General features: G+C 45.2%; 15 protein-coding genes. 3 read left to right on the forward strand and 12 right to left on the reverse strand.

All coding sequences use genetic code 11. The annotated features are described in order from the left end of the window. Positions 1–230: 230 nt before the first annotated feature. The 6 genes from BN1067_RS02860 to acpS all read right to left on the reverse strand — a co-directional run bounded on the left by BN1067_RS02860 (position 231) and on the right by acpS (position 5,552). Positions 231–581: a type II toxin-antitoxin system PemK/MazF family toxin gene (locus tag BN1067_RS02860; RefSeq protein WP_053217651.1), complete on the reverse strand. Its 351-nt coding sequence runs from the start codon at positions 579–581 to the stop codon at positions 231–233. A gap of 4 nt (positions 582–585) precedes the next feature. After that, the gene (locus BN1067_RS02865; protein ID WP_053217408.1) at positions 586–867 is read right to left on the reverse strand and encodes a CopG family ribbon-helix-helix protein; all 282 of its coding nucleotides are present in this window, start codon (positions 865–867) and stop codon (positions 586–588) included. A 176-nt stretch (positions 868–1,043) separates the two neighbouring features. Further along, positions 1,044–2,198 (reverse strand): alanine racemase, encoded by a 1,155-nt coding sequence (gene alr, locus BN1067_RS02870; RefSeq protein WP_053217409.1) that lies wholly within the window; start codon positions 2,196–2,198, stop codon positions 1,044–1,046. 265 nt (positions 2,199–2,463) lie between these two features. After that, positions 2,464–3,480 (reverse strand): LolA family protein, encoded by a 1,017-nt coding sequence (locus tag BN1067_RS02875; RefSeq protein ID WP_053217410.1) that lies wholly within the window; start codon positions 3,478–3,480, stop codon positions 2,464–2,466. Between the two features lie 56 nt (positions 3,481–3,536). Continuing rightward, positions 3,537–5,051 carry an NAD(P)H-hydrate dehydratase gene (locus tag BN1067_RS02880; protein WP_110943274.1) on the reverse strand — a complete coding sequence of 505 codons (1,515 nt, stop codon included), beginning with the start codon at positions 5,049–5,051 and terminating at the stop codon, positions 3,537–3,539. 144 nt (positions 5,052–5,195) lie between these two features. Beyond that, positions 5,196–5,552: a holo-ACP synthase gene (gene acpS, locus BN1067_RS02885; RefSeq protein WP_053217653.1), complete on the reverse strand. Its 357-nt coding sequence runs from the start codon at positions 5,550–5,552 to the stop codon at positions 5,196–5,198. Between the two features lie 559 nt (positions 5,553–6,111). Between acpS and BN1067_RS02890 the strand changes: the two genes are divergently transcribed. Beyond that, a complete protein-coding gene (locus BN1067_RS02890) occupies positions 6,112–6,873 on the forward strand; it encodes a rhomboid family intramembrane serine protease (protein WP_053217411.1) in 762 nt (253 codons plus the stop codon). Positions 6,874–6,993: 120 nt separating this feature from the next. Here the strand turns inward: BN1067_RS02890 and BN1067_RS02895 are convergent, their stop codons facing one another. The 3 genes from BN1067_RS02895 to BN1067_RS02905 form a co-directional block, all read right to left on the reverse strand. Continuing rightward, entirely contained in the window at positions 6,994–8,433 is a 1,440-nt protein-coding gene (locus BN1067_RS02895) for a PH domain-containing protein (RefSeq protein WP_053217412.1), read from the reverse strand. Then, a complete protein-coding gene (locus BN1067_RS02900) occupies positions 8,423–8,902 on the reverse strand; it encodes a PH domain-containing protein (protein ID WP_110943306.1) in 480 nt (159 codons plus the stop codon). The genes BN1067_RS02895 and BN1067_RS02900 overlap by 11 nt, the downstream gene beginning before the upstream one ends. 160 nt (positions 8,903–9,062) lie before the next feature. Then, on the reverse strand, positions 9,063–10,541 hold the full coding sequence (locus BN1067_RS02905) for a DEAD/DEAH box helicase (RefSeq protein ID WP_053217414.1): 1,479 nt from the start codon (positions 10,539–10,541) through the stop codon (positions 9,063–9,065). A 424-nt stretch (positions 10,542–10,965) separates the two neighbouring features. On the opposite strand from BN1067_RS02905, the gene BN1067_RS02915 reads away from it, so the two are divergent. Further along, the gene (locus BN1067_RS02915; RefSeq protein ID WP_053217416.1) at positions 10,966–11,889 is read left to right on the forward strand and encodes a DMT family transporter; all 924 of its coding nucleotides are present in this window, start codon (positions 10,966–10,968) and stop codon (positions 11,887–11,889) included. A gap of 218 nt (positions 11,890–12,107) precedes the next feature. After that, positions 12,108–12,965: a DegV family protein gene (locus BN1067_RS02920; RefSeq protein WP_053217417.1), complete on the forward strand. Its 858-nt coding sequence runs from the start codon at positions 12,108–12,110 to the stop codon at positions 12,963–12,965. A 669-nt stretch (positions 12,966–13,634) separates the two neighbouring features. Here the strand turns inward: BN1067_RS02920 and BN1067_RS02930 are convergent. From BN1067_RS02930 to BN1067_RS02940, 3 genes are all read right to left on the reverse strand, one after another. After that, on the reverse strand, positions 13,635–14,357 hold the full coding sequence (locus tag BN1067_RS02930; protein WP_053217419.1) for an alpha/beta hydrolase: 723 nt from the start codon (positions 14,355–14,357) through the stop codon (positions 13,635–13,637). A gap of 336 nt (positions 14,358–14,693) precedes the next feature. Next, complete coding sequence (locus tag BN1067_RS02935; protein WP_053217420.1) at positions 14,694–15,062, reverse strand: YppG family protein; 369 nt, start codon at positions 15,060–15,062, stop codon at positions 14,694–14,696. Between the two features lie 253 nt (positions 15,063–15,315). Continuing rightward, positions 15,316–15,573 carry a glutaredoxin family protein gene (locus tag BN1067_RS02940; RefSeq protein ID WP_053217421.1) on the reverse strand — a complete coding sequence of 86 codons (258 nt, stop codon included), beginning with the start codon at positions 15,571–15,573 and terminating at the stop codon, positions 15,316–15,318. Between the last annotated feature and the right edge of the window lie 10 nt (positions 15,574–15,583).

A 15,583-nucleotide genomic window follows, 5' to 3' on the forward strand; every position in this document is an offset into this window, starting at 1 on the left:
CCCCCTGCCAAGTCTCCCTAAAATAGATACTCTTATTGTCACATGTTTACGGCTAGTGCGCAAATTTTTTGATAGACTTCGACTTCGTTTTTGTACAAAAAACGCTGTCTTGACGCGTTTCAGGCGACAAGACACCCATAAATTACCTTCCGATTTGTCACAAAAAACACCCATGCTCCGGCCTCCCGGGACATGGGTGTTAAATTGTTCAGTTTATACATCCGAAACTTTTAAAAGTCGGTTAAACCCAGGCTTATTTCCAAGGCTTTATTAATGTTTTCCATCATCTGTTTGTCTAAGTGGGTAATTTTATCCGTTAGACGCTGTTTGTCTATTGTTCGAATTTGCTCGAGCAAAATGACAGAGTCGCGCTCAAATCCATATCTTTTTGCATCGATTTCAACATGTGTCGGCAGTTTTGCCTTTTGTATCTGCGCGGTAATGGCTGCAACGATAACCGTAGGGCTAAAACGGTTGCCGATATCGTTTTGCAAAACCAATACTGGACGAACGCCCCCCTGCTCGGAACCCACTACAGGGGAAAGATCGGCGAAATAAACTTCGCCTCTTTTTACAATCAACCCCTTACACCCCACTCACTAAACGTTCTAGGGTGTTTTCGGCCTCCTCTTCAGCTTGAAAAGCCTCTGAAGCAATGTTGAGATTGATTTTGGCCATTTCCATATAGCCTCTTTGCATAGATTCACGGATATGACGTTTTTTCTTTTCACGCAAATACGATTTAGTTGCCTGACAAATAAAGTCGCTCAGATCACTGTTCTCAGTTTCCATTAACCCATCCACCTCGCTAAGCAGGTTTTTTGGCAGTCTCACAATTACCTCTTGTAAGCTCTCTGACACAACCATACACCTCCACGATATCTACAAGCCCAGTCTTTTTAATCCAACCTAATCATATCATTGTATAAACTGCATTGCAAAGGCATTCTGGAACTTTTTCAAAAAAACAACCGGCCCCTTCCAATTGCTGGATGAATCAGCAACCTCCGCTAAAAACCACCCATGCCGACTACTCCATATATTTAACGAAGAAGCGGGTTGCTTATTTTGGTTACTTCTCCCTGTTCCAGATAGACGCGAGGGACCCTGGGACTGATCGTGCACGGAATCTCGTAATTGATGGTATCCAGGTAATCGGCCACCTCGTCCATGGTCACTTCTTCCGCTCCCTGCCGTCCGATCACTGTCACTTTTGTTCCGACCGGATAAGGACCGTCCAAGCGAATCATGAACTGATCCATGCATATGCGTCCTACTATCGGAAACCTTTTCCCATCGACAAGCACTTCTTTTCCTTGCAGCTTGCGGATAATACCGTCTGCATAGCCAAGCGGAACCGTACCGATCCACTCGTCCTTTTCTGTGGTATAAGTGGCTCCATAGCTGATTGACTCCCCCGCAGGGAGTTTTTTCACCTGTGTCAGCCTACTGTGCAAAGAAAAGGCGGGCTTGAGCTCCACAGGCTTTTCCTGTTTCACTTGCGAGGACGGATACAGCCCATACATGCTGATTCCATATCGGACAAAGTGAGCCATCCGTTCCGGAAATCTCATACTTGCGGCACTATTGCCGGTATGCAGAAATACGTGCTTGTCCCACTTGGCTTTAAAGGCATCCAGCAACGCATCAAAACGGGCCTGCTGACGTTCAAAATAATCGGTATCCGCTTCATCCGCCGTAGCGAAATGTGTAAAAATCCCTTCCAAATCCAGACGATCGTCTTTCAGTTCTTCCAGAATGCCGTCCAGCTCTTCCACTTGCCTGATGCCGATCCGTCCCATTCCTGTATCCCACTTCATATGCAGCTTCAGTGTTCCCGGCAAACTCGACTGCTTCACCTGCCTTAACCAATCCTTCTGGTAAAACGTAACAGCGATATCATGCTTGATCGCAACCGGAACATCTTCTGGCCGGATTCTGTTCATTACCAGGATTGGAGCATTTATTCCATTACTTCTAAGCTTAACCGCTTCATCCAATAATGATACAGCCAATCTGTCCGCACCTGAACGTAAAGCCATTTCGGCGACTTCCACATCCCCGTGTCCGTATCCATTAGCTTTTACGACTGCAAACATTTTTGTTTCTGGTGAGAGGCGCTGCCGTAGTTGTTGTATATTAAACGCAATACTGTCTAAGTCGACTTCCACCCAGGAGTCCCGGTAAAAGTTTTGCAAGGTGACCTCTCCTATCCTTTTTCTTCTATCGTATCAGAAACCGCCCCGAATCGCATAACGAAAACCGCGGAACGGTAATTATTAAAATGCTCTTATTCCATATTACTTTAGGATGCACAAAAACTATTAACAGGGATGTCACGAATCTTCTTGAGCTTACGCAGAGAGGGAGACATAGAAGCATTAGATTTTTCAAGAGGTAATTGGAACGTTGGGATAGCAGAAAAAAATAAAGCAGACCCTTAATGGAGCCTGCTAGCGAAATCTATTTTATTTCCTGCCCTGTCACAGAGCTTGCAACTTCGATCATTTCTTCCTTCGTAAGGTCTTCACTGGCTAAATAGTACGTATTGCCATTAGCCTGCCATTGCAAGGATGCATCGCTTAGCGCTCCCATCGTAAAACCTAAGTCGACGATTTCCCCATTGACTTGTTCCGGAACCATCGCACTGGCTGGATACGCATCCGCTCTTTCCTGGACTAGTGTGAAGTTCTTTTCTCCGGCGAAGGATAAAATTACCCGCTTCCCGTTATCCGTTTCGATCTCTTTCTTTTCTACTAGTTCCGAACCGGCTCTTTCTAGTGGATAAAACACTTCCAGCTCGCCATTGTCACTTTCGTCCGCCGAGACCGGAATCCCCAAGGTACCGCTCGTCATGTTTTTCTCGATTTCAAAGGTGTCCCCAGCAAATTCAGGATCAAGTTCAAAAGAAGAGAACTGGACTTCCACCACCGAGTTTTTGTCTTTATCCAATACTTTCACCATTGCCGGCGTATAAGCTTTTTTATCAAAATAGATTTCCTGATAAGGAAGGTTGTTGTTATTTTGATAATTCGTCTTCGTTTCAAATACATAATAATTTTCTGTCGTCTTGAATGAAGCCTCCGAATCCTCCAGTATGTCCTTTACCAAAGACTGGTATAAATAAGGCTGACTGCTGTTGTTAGGCCATTCACTCTTGAACTTGAAGCTTTTATTCAGCGCCGGGGTCAGGACAAATACGCCATCTTCATTTTTTAAAATGATTTGACTGCCCTTCTCATCTTTCTCATTTTTCAACAGTACCCGGTAAAAATCTTTCTTTTTGTGGGAAATCTCAATGCCGAATGCCTGACTCTCTTCCCCCGTTTGCAGGCTCATGGTCGCTTCTGCTTTATAACCGTTCATTTTTTCTAAATTACCCGCCAGCTTATCTGCGACATCCTCTTTCGACTTCTCCCCACAGGCAGCCAAGACCAGGATCAATAACAGCATGATCCCTAAGCCGAGTTTTTTTCTCATGGTCACAACTCCTTTGTCTCATTTCAAAGGACAAAGGGAACACATAAATGTCTGAATTAGGAAAATGTACAAAACACTTGGGCAAGCCCATCGATGACATCACTTGCGGTTAAATCATGTTTGGAATGTTTACCGGCCACCAGCTGATCCGCAGCCATGCCATGGATAAAACCTCCAATAGACAACGCCTGCCGGATAGGTTGCTGTTGCATGATTTGCGCCAGCAAAATTCCGGATAATGCATCGCCGCTTCCTCCCTTGGCAAGTCCGGCATTACCTGAAGTATTGACCCATTGATTCCCCTCCGGATCAGTAACAATGGTAAAAGAACCTTTCAGTACTAGATAAACGCCGTACGCTGTCGCAAATTGCCGGGAAATCGAAAACGGACGCTGGATGATTTCCTTCACGCCATCACCTGTCAGCATCGCCATTTCCCCGGGATGCGGAGTGAGTATGGAAGGATGCGTACGATGTCTCAGCATATCCAGATCCTGTTTTAAGTGATGAAGACCATCTGCATCAATCAGTACTGGGATTTCTGCCTCGGAAACTAGCTTTCTAGTAAAGTCTGCCGTTGTTTGTTTCCGCCCCATTCCCATACCGATCGCCAATGCATCATAGCCAGAAACATCGATACTCTGCATGGTGATTCGCCCACGTTCGTCTGCATTTAAGGAAAGATAGGTCGCTTCAGCACATTGGGCTGCGATAGATGGAATAGCCTGGGGGACTGTCCCCGTGGTCACAAGACCAGATCCAGCTCGTAACGCCGCCTTTGTCGTCAACGCAATGGATCCGGGCATCTCCTGGGATCCGCCGACCACGAATGCTTTGCCATGGATTCCTTTATGGGAAAAGCGGCTTCTTTGCACAAGACCTGTTTGCGTCTCTTCTTCTCCCCACAAGTATCTTCCACAAGCCGCAAAGGCCTTGGGAGGTATGCCGATATCCACCACTTCCCAGCTTCCATAATAGGAAGCTGTCTGCTCAACAAACAAGCTTTGTTTTGGCTGTGCCACAATCACAGTATACTCGGCGCTTATTCCGATAAATTCGCCAGCCCCTTCATCAGCCGGAACACCACTGGGAATATCCACAGACAGAACCATTAAGCCAGCTTTGTTAACCTCCTCTATCGCCTGATCATACGGAGGGCGAGGCTTACCGGTTACGCCAATGCCGAGCATCGCATCGATGACCACGTCGCTTTCCTTCAAGACTGTGGAAAGGCTGGCGGCGCTTTCCCACTGTTCCACTTTCCCTCCGGAGTTTTGATAAAGCAGCTTGTGATAAGCAGCATCCCCGGTGATTTTCTGATTAGGGGCAAGCTGAAGCAAACGGACAGCGTATCCTTGTTGGAACAGTGTACGAGCAATGACAAATCCATCCCCGCCGTTATTGCCGCTCCCGCACAACACCAGTATGCGCATGGATTCATCTACCCGTTTTACCACCTTAGCAGCAACCGCCCTTCCAGCGTTTTCCATAAGGAGCTTCCCTTCAATACCTATCTTTTCCATTGCGTAACGATCTGCTTCGTACATTTCTTTTGCGGTGACAATATGCACAATGTTCCCTCCTACCCGCACTAAAATATTATGAGACAACCTATGCGAATATGCAGACTAGCCTGACAACCTGTTAGAAAAAGCCAACACTTGCGGTAAGTTTACCTTTTCCTTTCCTTACGCCGGACGTAAAAAAGCTGAAAGTCAAGCCTCAATGACTACTTGCGCCACAGCGTATTCCTTACTATGGGAAATCGACAAGAGTATGTTCTGTCCTGGGTCATTCCCGGCTTTTAGCTTTGGAGCACCTTTCACATCTGGGAGGATTTCAATGTCTTGAAAGCTTAATTTGCCCAGCCCGGTTCCGAGCGCTTTGGCATAAGCTTCCTTCGCAGCAAACCTGCCTGCCAGATACTCGACCTGCCTGCTCCGAGCTCCCAGCTGCTGAAAAACAGCCAGTTCGTTTTCTGTCAAAACCCGTTCCGCCAGCCGCCTATTTTTTACTAAACTGTTCTCGATTCTATCTAGTTCGATTATATCGATTCCGATTCCGACAATCATTTCATCCCAACCTTCTCCATCATCTATCATCAGTATACCTTCTGCCTGCCCGTTTCACTAGAGGAAAGCCTGCTGGTGCTTTTTGCACGAAAAACGCAACACACTATCAATTAATCGTCTTCCTCCATTCTTTATAAGAAGACGCTAACACGGCGCTGCGGAAATACCCTGCGCTTTCCGCGGGCGGCTGGTGAGCTTCCTCGAGCTAAAGCTCTCCGGGATCTCACCGAGGCCTTTCCTCCCGCAGGAGTCTTCGGGTATTTCCTCCACTGAACAGCTTGTAATGTTACCATGCAGAATGAGTAAGATCCTACTCCAACAATTTACTTTGTGGGATTTTCACTGCTAAAGTCCTTCTACTGAACGTATCCATTCTCCAAAGAAATACCTTTCGTTCCACATTATCTACGTTGATACTAGCTTGCCAAAGCAGGCCATATTAGAGAGAAGAAAAAATCCAGGTTGGACTGGCAGGAGAAATCCGGGATGTTTGTGAATAACTATTATAGTAAAGTATTATACATAAGTAGAAACACTAACCAATTAAAGGGGCAGACCAATGTTTATCAGAAATGAAAGCTTTCGAGATTTTATCCGATTTTATCCAGTAGTAACAGCACTCGTCGCCATTCAGCTGGTCATCTGGCTTCTCGTCATTCTCGGGCCGGGAAGGCCGCTATACCAAATGGGGGCCGGGGTGAACCTATTTATTGAAAATGGTGAATACTGGCGTCTGATCACGCCGATATTCCTTCACGATCCGAACGGTGTCATGCATGTACTATTCAATTCCTTCTCGCTGGTACTGTTTGGCCCTGCTCTGGAGCAAATGACCGGAAAAATTCGGTTTTTACTGATTTATTTACTTACTGGCTTTGCCGGAAATTTCTTTACCTTCATAGTCGACCCTTCTGCCTTCTATGTTCATGTAGGAGCATCCGGGGCGATCTACGGCTTGTTCGGAATGTACATGTATATGGTATTTTTCCGCAAGCATTTGATCGACCGCGCCAATGCCCAAATTGTCACAACAATTCTGATCATCGGGCTGATTATGACGTTCCTCCGTCCAGGAATCAATATTCTCGGTCATCTTTTTGGCTTTATCGGCGGCTTGGCACTTGCGCCGATCTTTTTAACCAAAGTACAGCCGTTTTCGATGTGGCATAACCCAAGAAGACGTAACCAGGGTGGGGATATTCATTTCGACCCAAACCGCTGGAACAAAAGGCGAATCCCATGGAAAAAATACCTCGTACCTGTTTTGTGGGTATTGATTGGGCTACTGGTCGTGCTGGGTGTCCTGGGAAGAATCTTTTAGACATTCGACTATCCGTTGAACTCATTGCCGAATGGCGGTTTTTTCCGAAACCTCGTATTTTCAACAAATAGAGACTGCCGATTCTTTCACGGCAGTCTCTATTTTTGACTTATTCTCTTTTCAACGAGTACGGAAGGAATACCAGTCACGAATAACTTCTGCGTCTTTATCCGCCATATCTTTTACTAAGAAGCTTTTCCCGACTCCACTATGAGAAGCGATAGAAAAGTATACCGTCCGCAATGATTTGCGCCGCTGGAACCAGTGATCGGAAGCGGAGAGAGACTGAATCCGCTTTTTATCAACCATAATCGTTTCCCTGCTTAACGTTCGCGAACGAAATGACAACTGCTTCCCCCTGATCTGATAACCGGCATCTTTGTAACGCAGGTATCCCAAGCCTGCGAATGCTGCCGCCACAGCCAATGCCATCCAGCTGTAAAAAGGGAAGAAGTACACAAGCGGAACTGCTGCCACGACTACCGGAACAGTACTGCGGAGGATGAACCGGTGTAAAGAACGCTTTGGGAGGACGTTCCAGTGATTATCTAGTTGGAACCCCGGTACATATTCCTGAATAAACGCCGGAATTTCGCTTCTTTTCAATAAAGGAAACAGCGCAATCGAAAAGCCATCATTTTTATCCAACCCGCCCCCGGCCACTTCAGCATATACGGCGGCATAACCGAGAGGCTGCCGGAACACATTTTCCTGAATCCGTATGCCTTGAATTCTGTTCAGTGGTATGGTTACCTGCTTTTTTTCCAATAAACCGCGTGTGATGAACAGGTCGTTTCCATATTTGCGTATAGTGAAAAAACTATAGCGCAATATAGTCCCCGCTATTGCCATCAGCCATAACCCCAGACAAATGAGTAAAAGGAAAATGAGCATGATGACAATGCTTAAATGAATCGCCCAATTATACAGCTCCATGATGAAGTCTTCGGGTATGAGCTGGTTCACTTGCGAGCCGAAAATAGCAAATAACGATAGGAAAATGCCGATTCCTCCGGATGTGGTAGCTGCAAGCAGCAGCCGTGGAAATTTAATTGTCCGCTTTGTGATACTTTCCTCATCTGAGTTTTCCTGCTGATCATCGCCGTAATCAGCTTTAACCCCTTTCAGTGCTTCCCTGAGGAGCTCACCATCATGTCGGGACACTGCTTTCAAACCCGCTTCTGCTGCATGGTCGCTTCCCGCCGTCTGCACTTCCACTTTGACAAGCCCGAATATCCGGTGAATCACACCAGCAGTCAGGTCAATCGATTGAATACGACTCCTCGATATATACCGCTTTTTCCTGATCAATATACCGGATTCGATTCGTAATTCTTCCTCCTCCACCCGGTATGTGAATCGATACCATGATAAAAAGCCGGAACCAATCATCACCAGGAGAAGTGCCAGACCGACCAGCGCCCAAATCCAGGAAGCCGCGTCTATATTGCGGATCAGTGCAAATGATCCAATTACCATTGGGATGAGTACATCTTTGAGCAAGGAGATAAAGTTAAAGATGATTGCGGCAGGATGCATACGTTTCATTTCAGATATCATCTTCATCCACCCTTGCCAGTTGGGAGATTTTATCCCTTAAATCAGATGCTTCTTCCTCATGCAGTGCTGGAATTTCATGGGTGGTTGCAGCGGTGGAAATCGTCACTGTTGCCAGTTTAAACCGTTTGAGAATCGGTCCTTGTTTGGTGTCAACATGCTGAACACGGATCATCGGAACGAGTGTCCGTTTTATAATCAAAATTCCATGCTGAATGTCAATCTCCTGTTCAAAGACCTGATACCTCCATCTACGCCATTTTATAGCGGGTACCAAGAAAATCGATATGTATGTTTCCACTCCTACTACTGCCCAGGAGATTAGAACAACCCAAACAGGAATGGAAAATTTCCCTGCCAAAAAAGTAAACAAGATCAACAGGATCCATAAAAGGAGCGTAGGGATAAGAGCAGTAATCCTCCAAACTTTCACCGCTTCTTTTGCAATATAATTCTCAGGGGATTGTCGCACCATTAATCACCAGCCTTCCCGACAACTCTTACAAGAACTGTCGTTATCTTCTAATTAGCATCGTACCATATAATACCTACCAGTAATACGGGACAGGAAGGCTGACGGTTTCATAAAAGAAAAAAAGCCCCCTTCCAGCGGAAGGAGACTTTCACTTTTATTAATAATTCTGATTGCGGTTGTTACTATTAGAACTCCGCTTGTTTTGGAACTTACGGTTACGGGAAGGCTTGCCGGACGGTTTACCTTTTCGTGAGTAACTCCGCTTGTCATTACTACGGTACTTTTTCTTGTTTTTATCCTTGTACGCCTGCTTGACACTCACCGGCGCAATGGAAGTAAGTTTAACCGGTGTATTGCGGCGTTCCTTGGTCAATAACTTCAAGGCAGCAGAAACAATGGTTACAGAATCATACTGGTTCAGCAATTCATTGGCTGTTTCCCGGTAGGACTGCAAATCCTGCTTTTCAATGGTAGACGTCATTTTATCTACTGTGACCTGCTGCTGACCACGCAACGCTTCATCCATCGATGGAGCCTGAAGTCGTTTGATTTTGCCTTTGGTAACTTTTTCAATCAAGTGTAAATGCGGTATTTCTCTCGGCGTGATGAACGAAACAGCTTCGCCACCTTTTCCGGCTCTGCCGGTACGGCCGATGCGGTGCACGTAACTTTCCGGATCCTGTGGCACATCAAAGTTATACACGTGAGTGACACCGGAAATGTCCAATCCTCTTGCAGCAACGTCAGTAGCTACGAGAATTTCGATTCTTCCGTTTTTAAATTTGTTCAAGACGGACATCCGTTTACCCTGCGTCAGGTCTCCATGGATTCCTTCCGCGCGGAAGCCGCGTGCCTGCAAGCCTTCGGTTACTTCGTCAACGCGTTTTTTCGTTCTTCCGAAGATGATCGCCAAATCCGGCACATGAATATCCAATAAATTGGTCAACGTATCGAACTTCTGTTTTTCGTGGACTTCCACAAAGAACTGATCGATATTTTCGACTGTCATCTCTTTCGCTTTTACCCGGACTTCTTCCGGTTTCTTCATAAGTGTCGTTGCGATATCCCGGATTTCTTTAGGCATCGTAGCCGAGAACAGCAAGGTTTGACGCTGTTCCGGAATAGCCTTCAAAATATCGCGGATATCATCGATAAAGCCCATGTTCAACATTTCATCGGCTTCGTCCAGTACAGCGGTATGAACGTTGCTAATGTTGATTGTTTTTCTTCGGATATGATCCAATAGACGTCCAGGTGTCGCCACTACGATATGCGGGCCATCCTTCAATGCTCTGATTTGGCGTTCCATATGCTGGCCGCCGTATACCGGCAATGTTCTTACTCCTTTAAAACGGCCTAGTCTGTTGATTTCTTCCCCAACTTGGATGGCAAGTTCCCTTGTTGGAGCTACAACCAATCCTTGAATCCGCTTAAGGTCCTGATCAATTTTCTCGATCATCGGAATACCGAAAGCAGCTGTCTTCCCTGTACCAGTCTGTGCCTGCCCAATAACGTCGTTTCCTGCCTTAGCAAGTGGAATCGTTTCAGCCTGAATTGGGGTTGCCTCTTCAAACCCCATCTTTTCCAATGCCTTCATAATTGGGTTGGATATGTCTAACGATTTAAAAGTTGTCACTATTTTTTCCTACTCCTTTTAACAAAATTCTCATATGCACGTATTCAGCACGATTAGAGAACTTGTCTTTCAAGCCGATCCTCTTTGGCCTCTAAACAGCTCTTAGAAACAAATACATCTATTTAAACACTCTTATATGTCGAATCGACTTCTGTCATCAAGTTCCACATTCCTGCCGTGTGATGAAAAAAACCACGCGATTCCTTTTCTGTTGCGCTTAGTTTTTTTATTCTTTCTTGAAAATACGCTATGCTGCAAATGAAAAAGCCTTCCTTCACCTTCTCGAAAGAGGCTTTTATGGCAAGCATTCAATGGATTAGTAAATCTTATCACACTCTATACCCTAATTCTACCTGTATTAAAAATGATTTTCAAATAAATGAGTGTTAGAATAAAAAAAACATTGAAGATAAGGAGAAGCTACATGTCCAAACCACCGGTACATCCCTCAATCGCTATCAGCATCGGTGTTGTTGCCGTTTCGACAGCCGCTGTGCTTGTCAAACTGGTTGAAACAGCTCCTGCCTCGATCATCGCAAATTACCGACTGCTGCTGGCTGTCCTGCTCATGTCTCCTTATGTACTCCTGAAACATCGCAGCGACCTGGCGGCAATCAGCAGAAAGGATTGGCTTCTGGCAGCACTTGCAGGCATTTTTCTCGCCTTCCACTTTATTTTTTGGTTTGAATCGTTAAATTATACATCCGTCGCCAGTTCCGTTGTTTTGGTCACCTTGCAGCCTATTTTCGCATTCCTCGGTACGTTTCTGTTTTTTCAGGAACGGTTCTCCCCGGGAGCGTTGATCAGCATGGTCATCGCCGTGACAGGAAGCGTCATCATCGGTTGGGGTGATTTCCAAGCCAGCGGGATGGCTTTGTTCGGAGATTTGCTTGCCTTGATTGGCGCCGTCATGGTGACTGGATATTTACTGCTGGGCCAGAATACCCGAAAAAGGCTTGCCTTGATGCCTTATACATTTGTTGTGTACGGAATTAGCGCCATCACTTTGATCATTTATAACGTGATTTTGCAACATCCATTTACCGGGTATCCTGCCAACGATTGGCTTGTCTTTCTCGCCTTGGCCATCATCCCGACTTTTTTTGGACATACATTGTTTAACTGGGCTATCAGATGGGTAAGTACAGCAGTGATTTCCATGAGCATTATTTTCGAGCCAGTCGGGGCTTCTGTTTTAGCCTACTTTATCCTGGACGAGCAAATTACCTGGTCACAATGGTTAGGCGGGACAATCATCTTATTCGGCTTGTTCTTATTTATTGTTAGTACATCCGGAAGAAAATCCAGGCTTACGTTGTCCAGGACAAACAAAAAAGCTGGAAGGTAATCGTTCAACACCCTCCGTTTTTCAAGGAGCTGTAGCCGATTCTGTGGATAGCGAAAAAAGCTTCCAAAGCAGTTAAAAGCCCATTAGCGGGAGTATTAGCAAATGATCAGAATCACCCCGATAAGTGAAAAGCGCTTTGTAGTAAGGGTATTATCGTCAATAGTGCCCGTGGTATAATAAAAGGAAATAAATTTGACTACGTTTTCAAAGGAGATGCCATGAGAATTCAATTAATGACAGACGGAAGTGCAGACCTTTCCAAACAAATGGAAGAGGAATTGCAAGTAAAGGTAGTTCCGCTTTACTTAAACTTCGGGGACAAGCAATACCGGACCGGGATAGACCTTGATATTCCCACTTTCAATCAAATGATGGCGACAGCGGAAGAGCTTCCGCATTCGTCCGCACCGAATCCGAATGATTTTTACCAAGCGTTCAAAGATGTCGACCCACAGACTCCTATAATTATGCTTTCCCTGACAAAAGGAGTGAGCAGCACTTATGAAAATGCTGAAATGGGAAAAGAAATGCTGCTTCAGGAAGAGCCGGAGCGTCAAATAGAAGTGATTAACACGAAAACAGCTTCATCCGGCCTTATCCTATTGCTGCATGAAGCCGCCAATAAAATCGAAGAAGGTTTTTCCTATGAACAGTTGGTAGACCACTTACATACTAAAGTAGAACAGACTACTACCCTGTTCGTTCTGAAAACGATCGAAAATCTGATAAAAGGCGGCCGGCTCGATCGGGTTAAAGGAACGATCGCCAAAACACTCAACATCAAATTGCTAATGAAGGCGAGTGAGGAAGAAGGAGTAATCGAAGTGAGCGAGAAGGTGCGCGGTGATAAAAAATCAATTCGCCGCTTCGTTGAACAAATCGGGGAATACTCACGAAACTTCGAAGACAAACTCATTGCGATGACTCATTGCAATGCGGAAGACCGCGCCAGGAAAGTGATGGATGAAATCAAGAAGAAGTATCCATTTAAGGATACTATTTTGACTGAAATGGGACCGCTTATCTCCACCTATGCCGGAGAAGGTGGCTTGGTCATTGCCTTTTTCAAGGATTGAAGATTTGATCAAACGTTTGATCAATAGCTTGTTCTCTCCGCTCTTTTCGAAAAGATTGCAGATTTCATTAAAGACATAAACTGTAATCAAAACTTACCTGTTTTTCTTAGAAATAAGTGCTTATCACCGCTTCGGCAGCATACTTCGCTTTCCGCGGGCACGGCGTCAGCTCGAGGAGGCTCACCAGCAGCCCGCGGTATTTACGGAGCAAGGAACAGCTTCTTATTTCTAACTGAGGATACTCCCAAGGAATGCTCGACAGCGAAGAAAATCAATTTGTATTCTCGATAATTATAAGAGTTCCGCCTTCGCTGTTAAGAGCTATCGAATAGGGATATCTTCAAATGGAATGTTTGGAATCCTCTCCTTCTATTCCAGAGATCGATACCGAGCTGCGGAAAAATGCGAGACTCCTGTGGGAAAGGAACAGTCTGAAGACCCGGCAACTGGCGCTTTTTGCCAGAGAGGAGGCTGAAGCGTTCCCCACGGAAAGCGAGTGTTTTTCCGCAGTGCCGGATTCTCACTCATCTTGATCCAAGCAGTGGGGTATCCATATGCCGAATACTCACTATGTCACAGTTTTTATCAAAAGCGAAAACTTGAAGAGCCTATAAGAAAAATGCCTGGAACAGATTAACTGCACCAGGCATTTTCTATATACAGACGGCGTTACATAAGAACGGGCTCGCCTTTATTCGGTTCCCCCTTTTTTTCAGTTAAAAAAGAATAAACATTCTGGATCAATTCTTCCTTTTCCTCTCCAAGACATATATGATGTTTTGATTGATCATATAAGATAAGATCCGTTTCTGCCGCTATCTGTTTGTCAAGATAATGCACGGTTTTGTACGGTACCATACTGTCCTGTCTGCCTTGTGCAATCAATACAGGGCATTCTATTTCACGCAGGTACGGGCGGGTGAATCGGACACACTTTTGAAATTCCCGCATCGATGCGAAAGGAACGGAACCGAATTTCCCTTTATAATTGCTGAAAAGCGGGTCCTCCTTGAGCTCTCCCTTTACCCCTTTGACTACAAAGCGTGCCATTTCTACGCCCATTTGTTTAAAATTTAAGTATTTGCCGGCAGGAGACAGTAAAGCCAATTTGTTCGCCCGATATTTTGCAGCTAAATAACCGGCAATCATGCCGCCCATGGAAAAGCCAACCACATAGACGCTTTCACATGTATTGACTAACTTTTTCATTTCTTCCTCGGCTGCAGATACCCATTGCTCGAATGTTACACCCTTCAAAGCTAGCGTTTTGCCGTGACCGGGAAGACAAGGCACTTCCACCTGCCAGTCGGTGTTTTCCCTTAATCGTTCTGCCAATGGTTCTACCTCATAGGGGCCGCCTGTATATCCGTGAATACATAAACAGCCGATCATGCTGAGTCTCCTTTGCTCTTTTCTTTTTATCCGAATAACCCGATAAACCAAAACAATGCACGGGGGACAACCTATTTATACCCCTTTTTCCTTCTTGTAATCCAGCATTTTAGCAAACATGTTTCAACGCTTTTACAGTAGATGGAAGTGCAGTCTTGGCAAGAGAGTGTCTTGCAACATTGTGGATTTCAACGAGTCTGCATATAGTAAATTCTCCCCTATCCCCCAGTAAATGATCATGCTTTCTAATCGTATATACTGGGAAGTTTCCTGCCATGTAGTACCAGTTACTTTCCCTCGTAAAAAAACCTTTGCCGAAAAGATGGCAAAGGGGGGTTACCTTATTCCTTTTATAAATGAACTGAAACCTTTAAATAGCGGAGCCATCTGTTGGAAAGTATTCGCCATCTGTCCAACCGTATTCAACATTTTGTCGATATCCATTTGACCGTTTTTATCCTGAAAATAGTTGATGAATCCCCCTCCCTGGACTTGGCCGAACCCCCCTCCGGACGAAGAAGGATATTGCTGTGGCCATGGAGGAGGTACTGGTGGCTTGACAAATTGATTGTAAGGCGGACCAGTTGTAGGAACATTGGCGTTTGGCGTGACAAATTGCTGCATCTGGCTTGGATGAAATGGAGGCTGATAGGCTCCATAAAACTGATTGCGGTATTCTGGATATGGAGCTCTCCACTCATTCATATGAACACCTCTTTCGCCTTTTACAATACCGTATGCGTTTTTCCTGCAAAAGGTTAAGCGACAAGGAATTAACCATCGTTTCGGTTTCCGTTCAAGGTTAAATATCCCCCGGAGCTGGTCGAAATGATTTTCCACTACAGATTCTCAATTTAACAGTATCCTTTCCAAATATATTAGCAACCTCCCACAAGATAAAAAACAGCAGGATAAGCTACGCTTCACTCCTGCTGTTTTCTAAAAACCGTCTACTTTATCAAAATAAATGACGTCCGCCTTTCGCCATCAAAGCATTGCGCAGTCTTTGCTTCTGAAAACCCAAAATTTTGTAATTATCTATAAATACGGCAGGCGTGCCATAGATGCTGTAACTTTGCATTTCCTGAATATAAGCCTTATGCCTGGAGATGTTTTTCTCTGTATATTCGATTCCCCAGCGGTCGAGCTGTTCTGTCAGCTCATGGCATTGCGAACAACTATCACTGACATAAACGACGACATTCTGCTTTGTCATGGAAGTACCT

Origin of the sequence: Virgibacillus senegalensis, from assembly GCF_000821245.2 — a bacterium.
Taxonomy (GTDB): domain Bacteria; phylum Bacillota; class Bacilli; order Bacillales; family Amphibacillaceae; genus Sediminibacillus; species Sediminibacillus senegalensis.

Bases quoted from the DNA above. Each gene is read 5' to 3' on its own strand.
- BN1067_RS02865 (WP_053217408.1), bottom strand. From the start codon at position 867: ATGGTTGTGTCAGAGAGCTTACAAGAGGTAATTGTGAGACTGCCAAAA.
- BN1067_RS02875 (WP_053217410.1), bottom strand. From the start codon at position 3,480: ATGAGAAAAAAACTCGGCTTAGGGATCATGCTGTTATTGATCCTGGTC.
- acpS (WP_053217653.1), bottom strand. From the start codon at position 5,552: ATGATTGTCGGAATCGGAATCGATATAATCGAACTAGATAGAATCGAG.
- BN1067_RS02890 (WP_053217411.1), top strand. From the start codon at position 6,112: ATGTTTATCAGAAATGAAAGCTTTCGAGATTTTATCCGATTTTATCCA.
- BN1067_RS02895 (WP_053217412.1), bottom strand. From the start codon at position 8,433: ATGATATCTGAAATGAAACGTATGCATCCTGCCGCAATCATCTTTAAC.
- BN1067_RS02915 (WP_053217416.1), top strand. From the start codon at position 10,966: ATGTCCAAACCACCGGTACATCCCTCAATCGCTATCAGCATCGGTGTT.
- BN1067_RS02920 (WP_053217417.1), top strand. From the start codon at position 12,108: ATGAGAATTCAATTAATGACAGACGGAAGTGCAGACCTTTCCAAACAA.
- BN1067_RS02930 (WP_053217419.1), bottom strand. From the start codon at position 14,357: ATGATCGGCTGTTTATGTATTCACGGATATACAGGCGGCCCCTATGAG.
- BN1067_RS02935 (WP_053217420.1), bottom strand. From the start codon at position 15,062: ATGAATGAGTGGAGAGCTCCATATCCAGAATACCGCAATCAGTTTTAT.
- BN1067_RS02940 (WP_053217421.1), bottom strand. From the start codon at position 15,573: ATGACAAAGCAGAATGTCGTCGTTTATGTCAGTGATAGTTGTTCGCAA.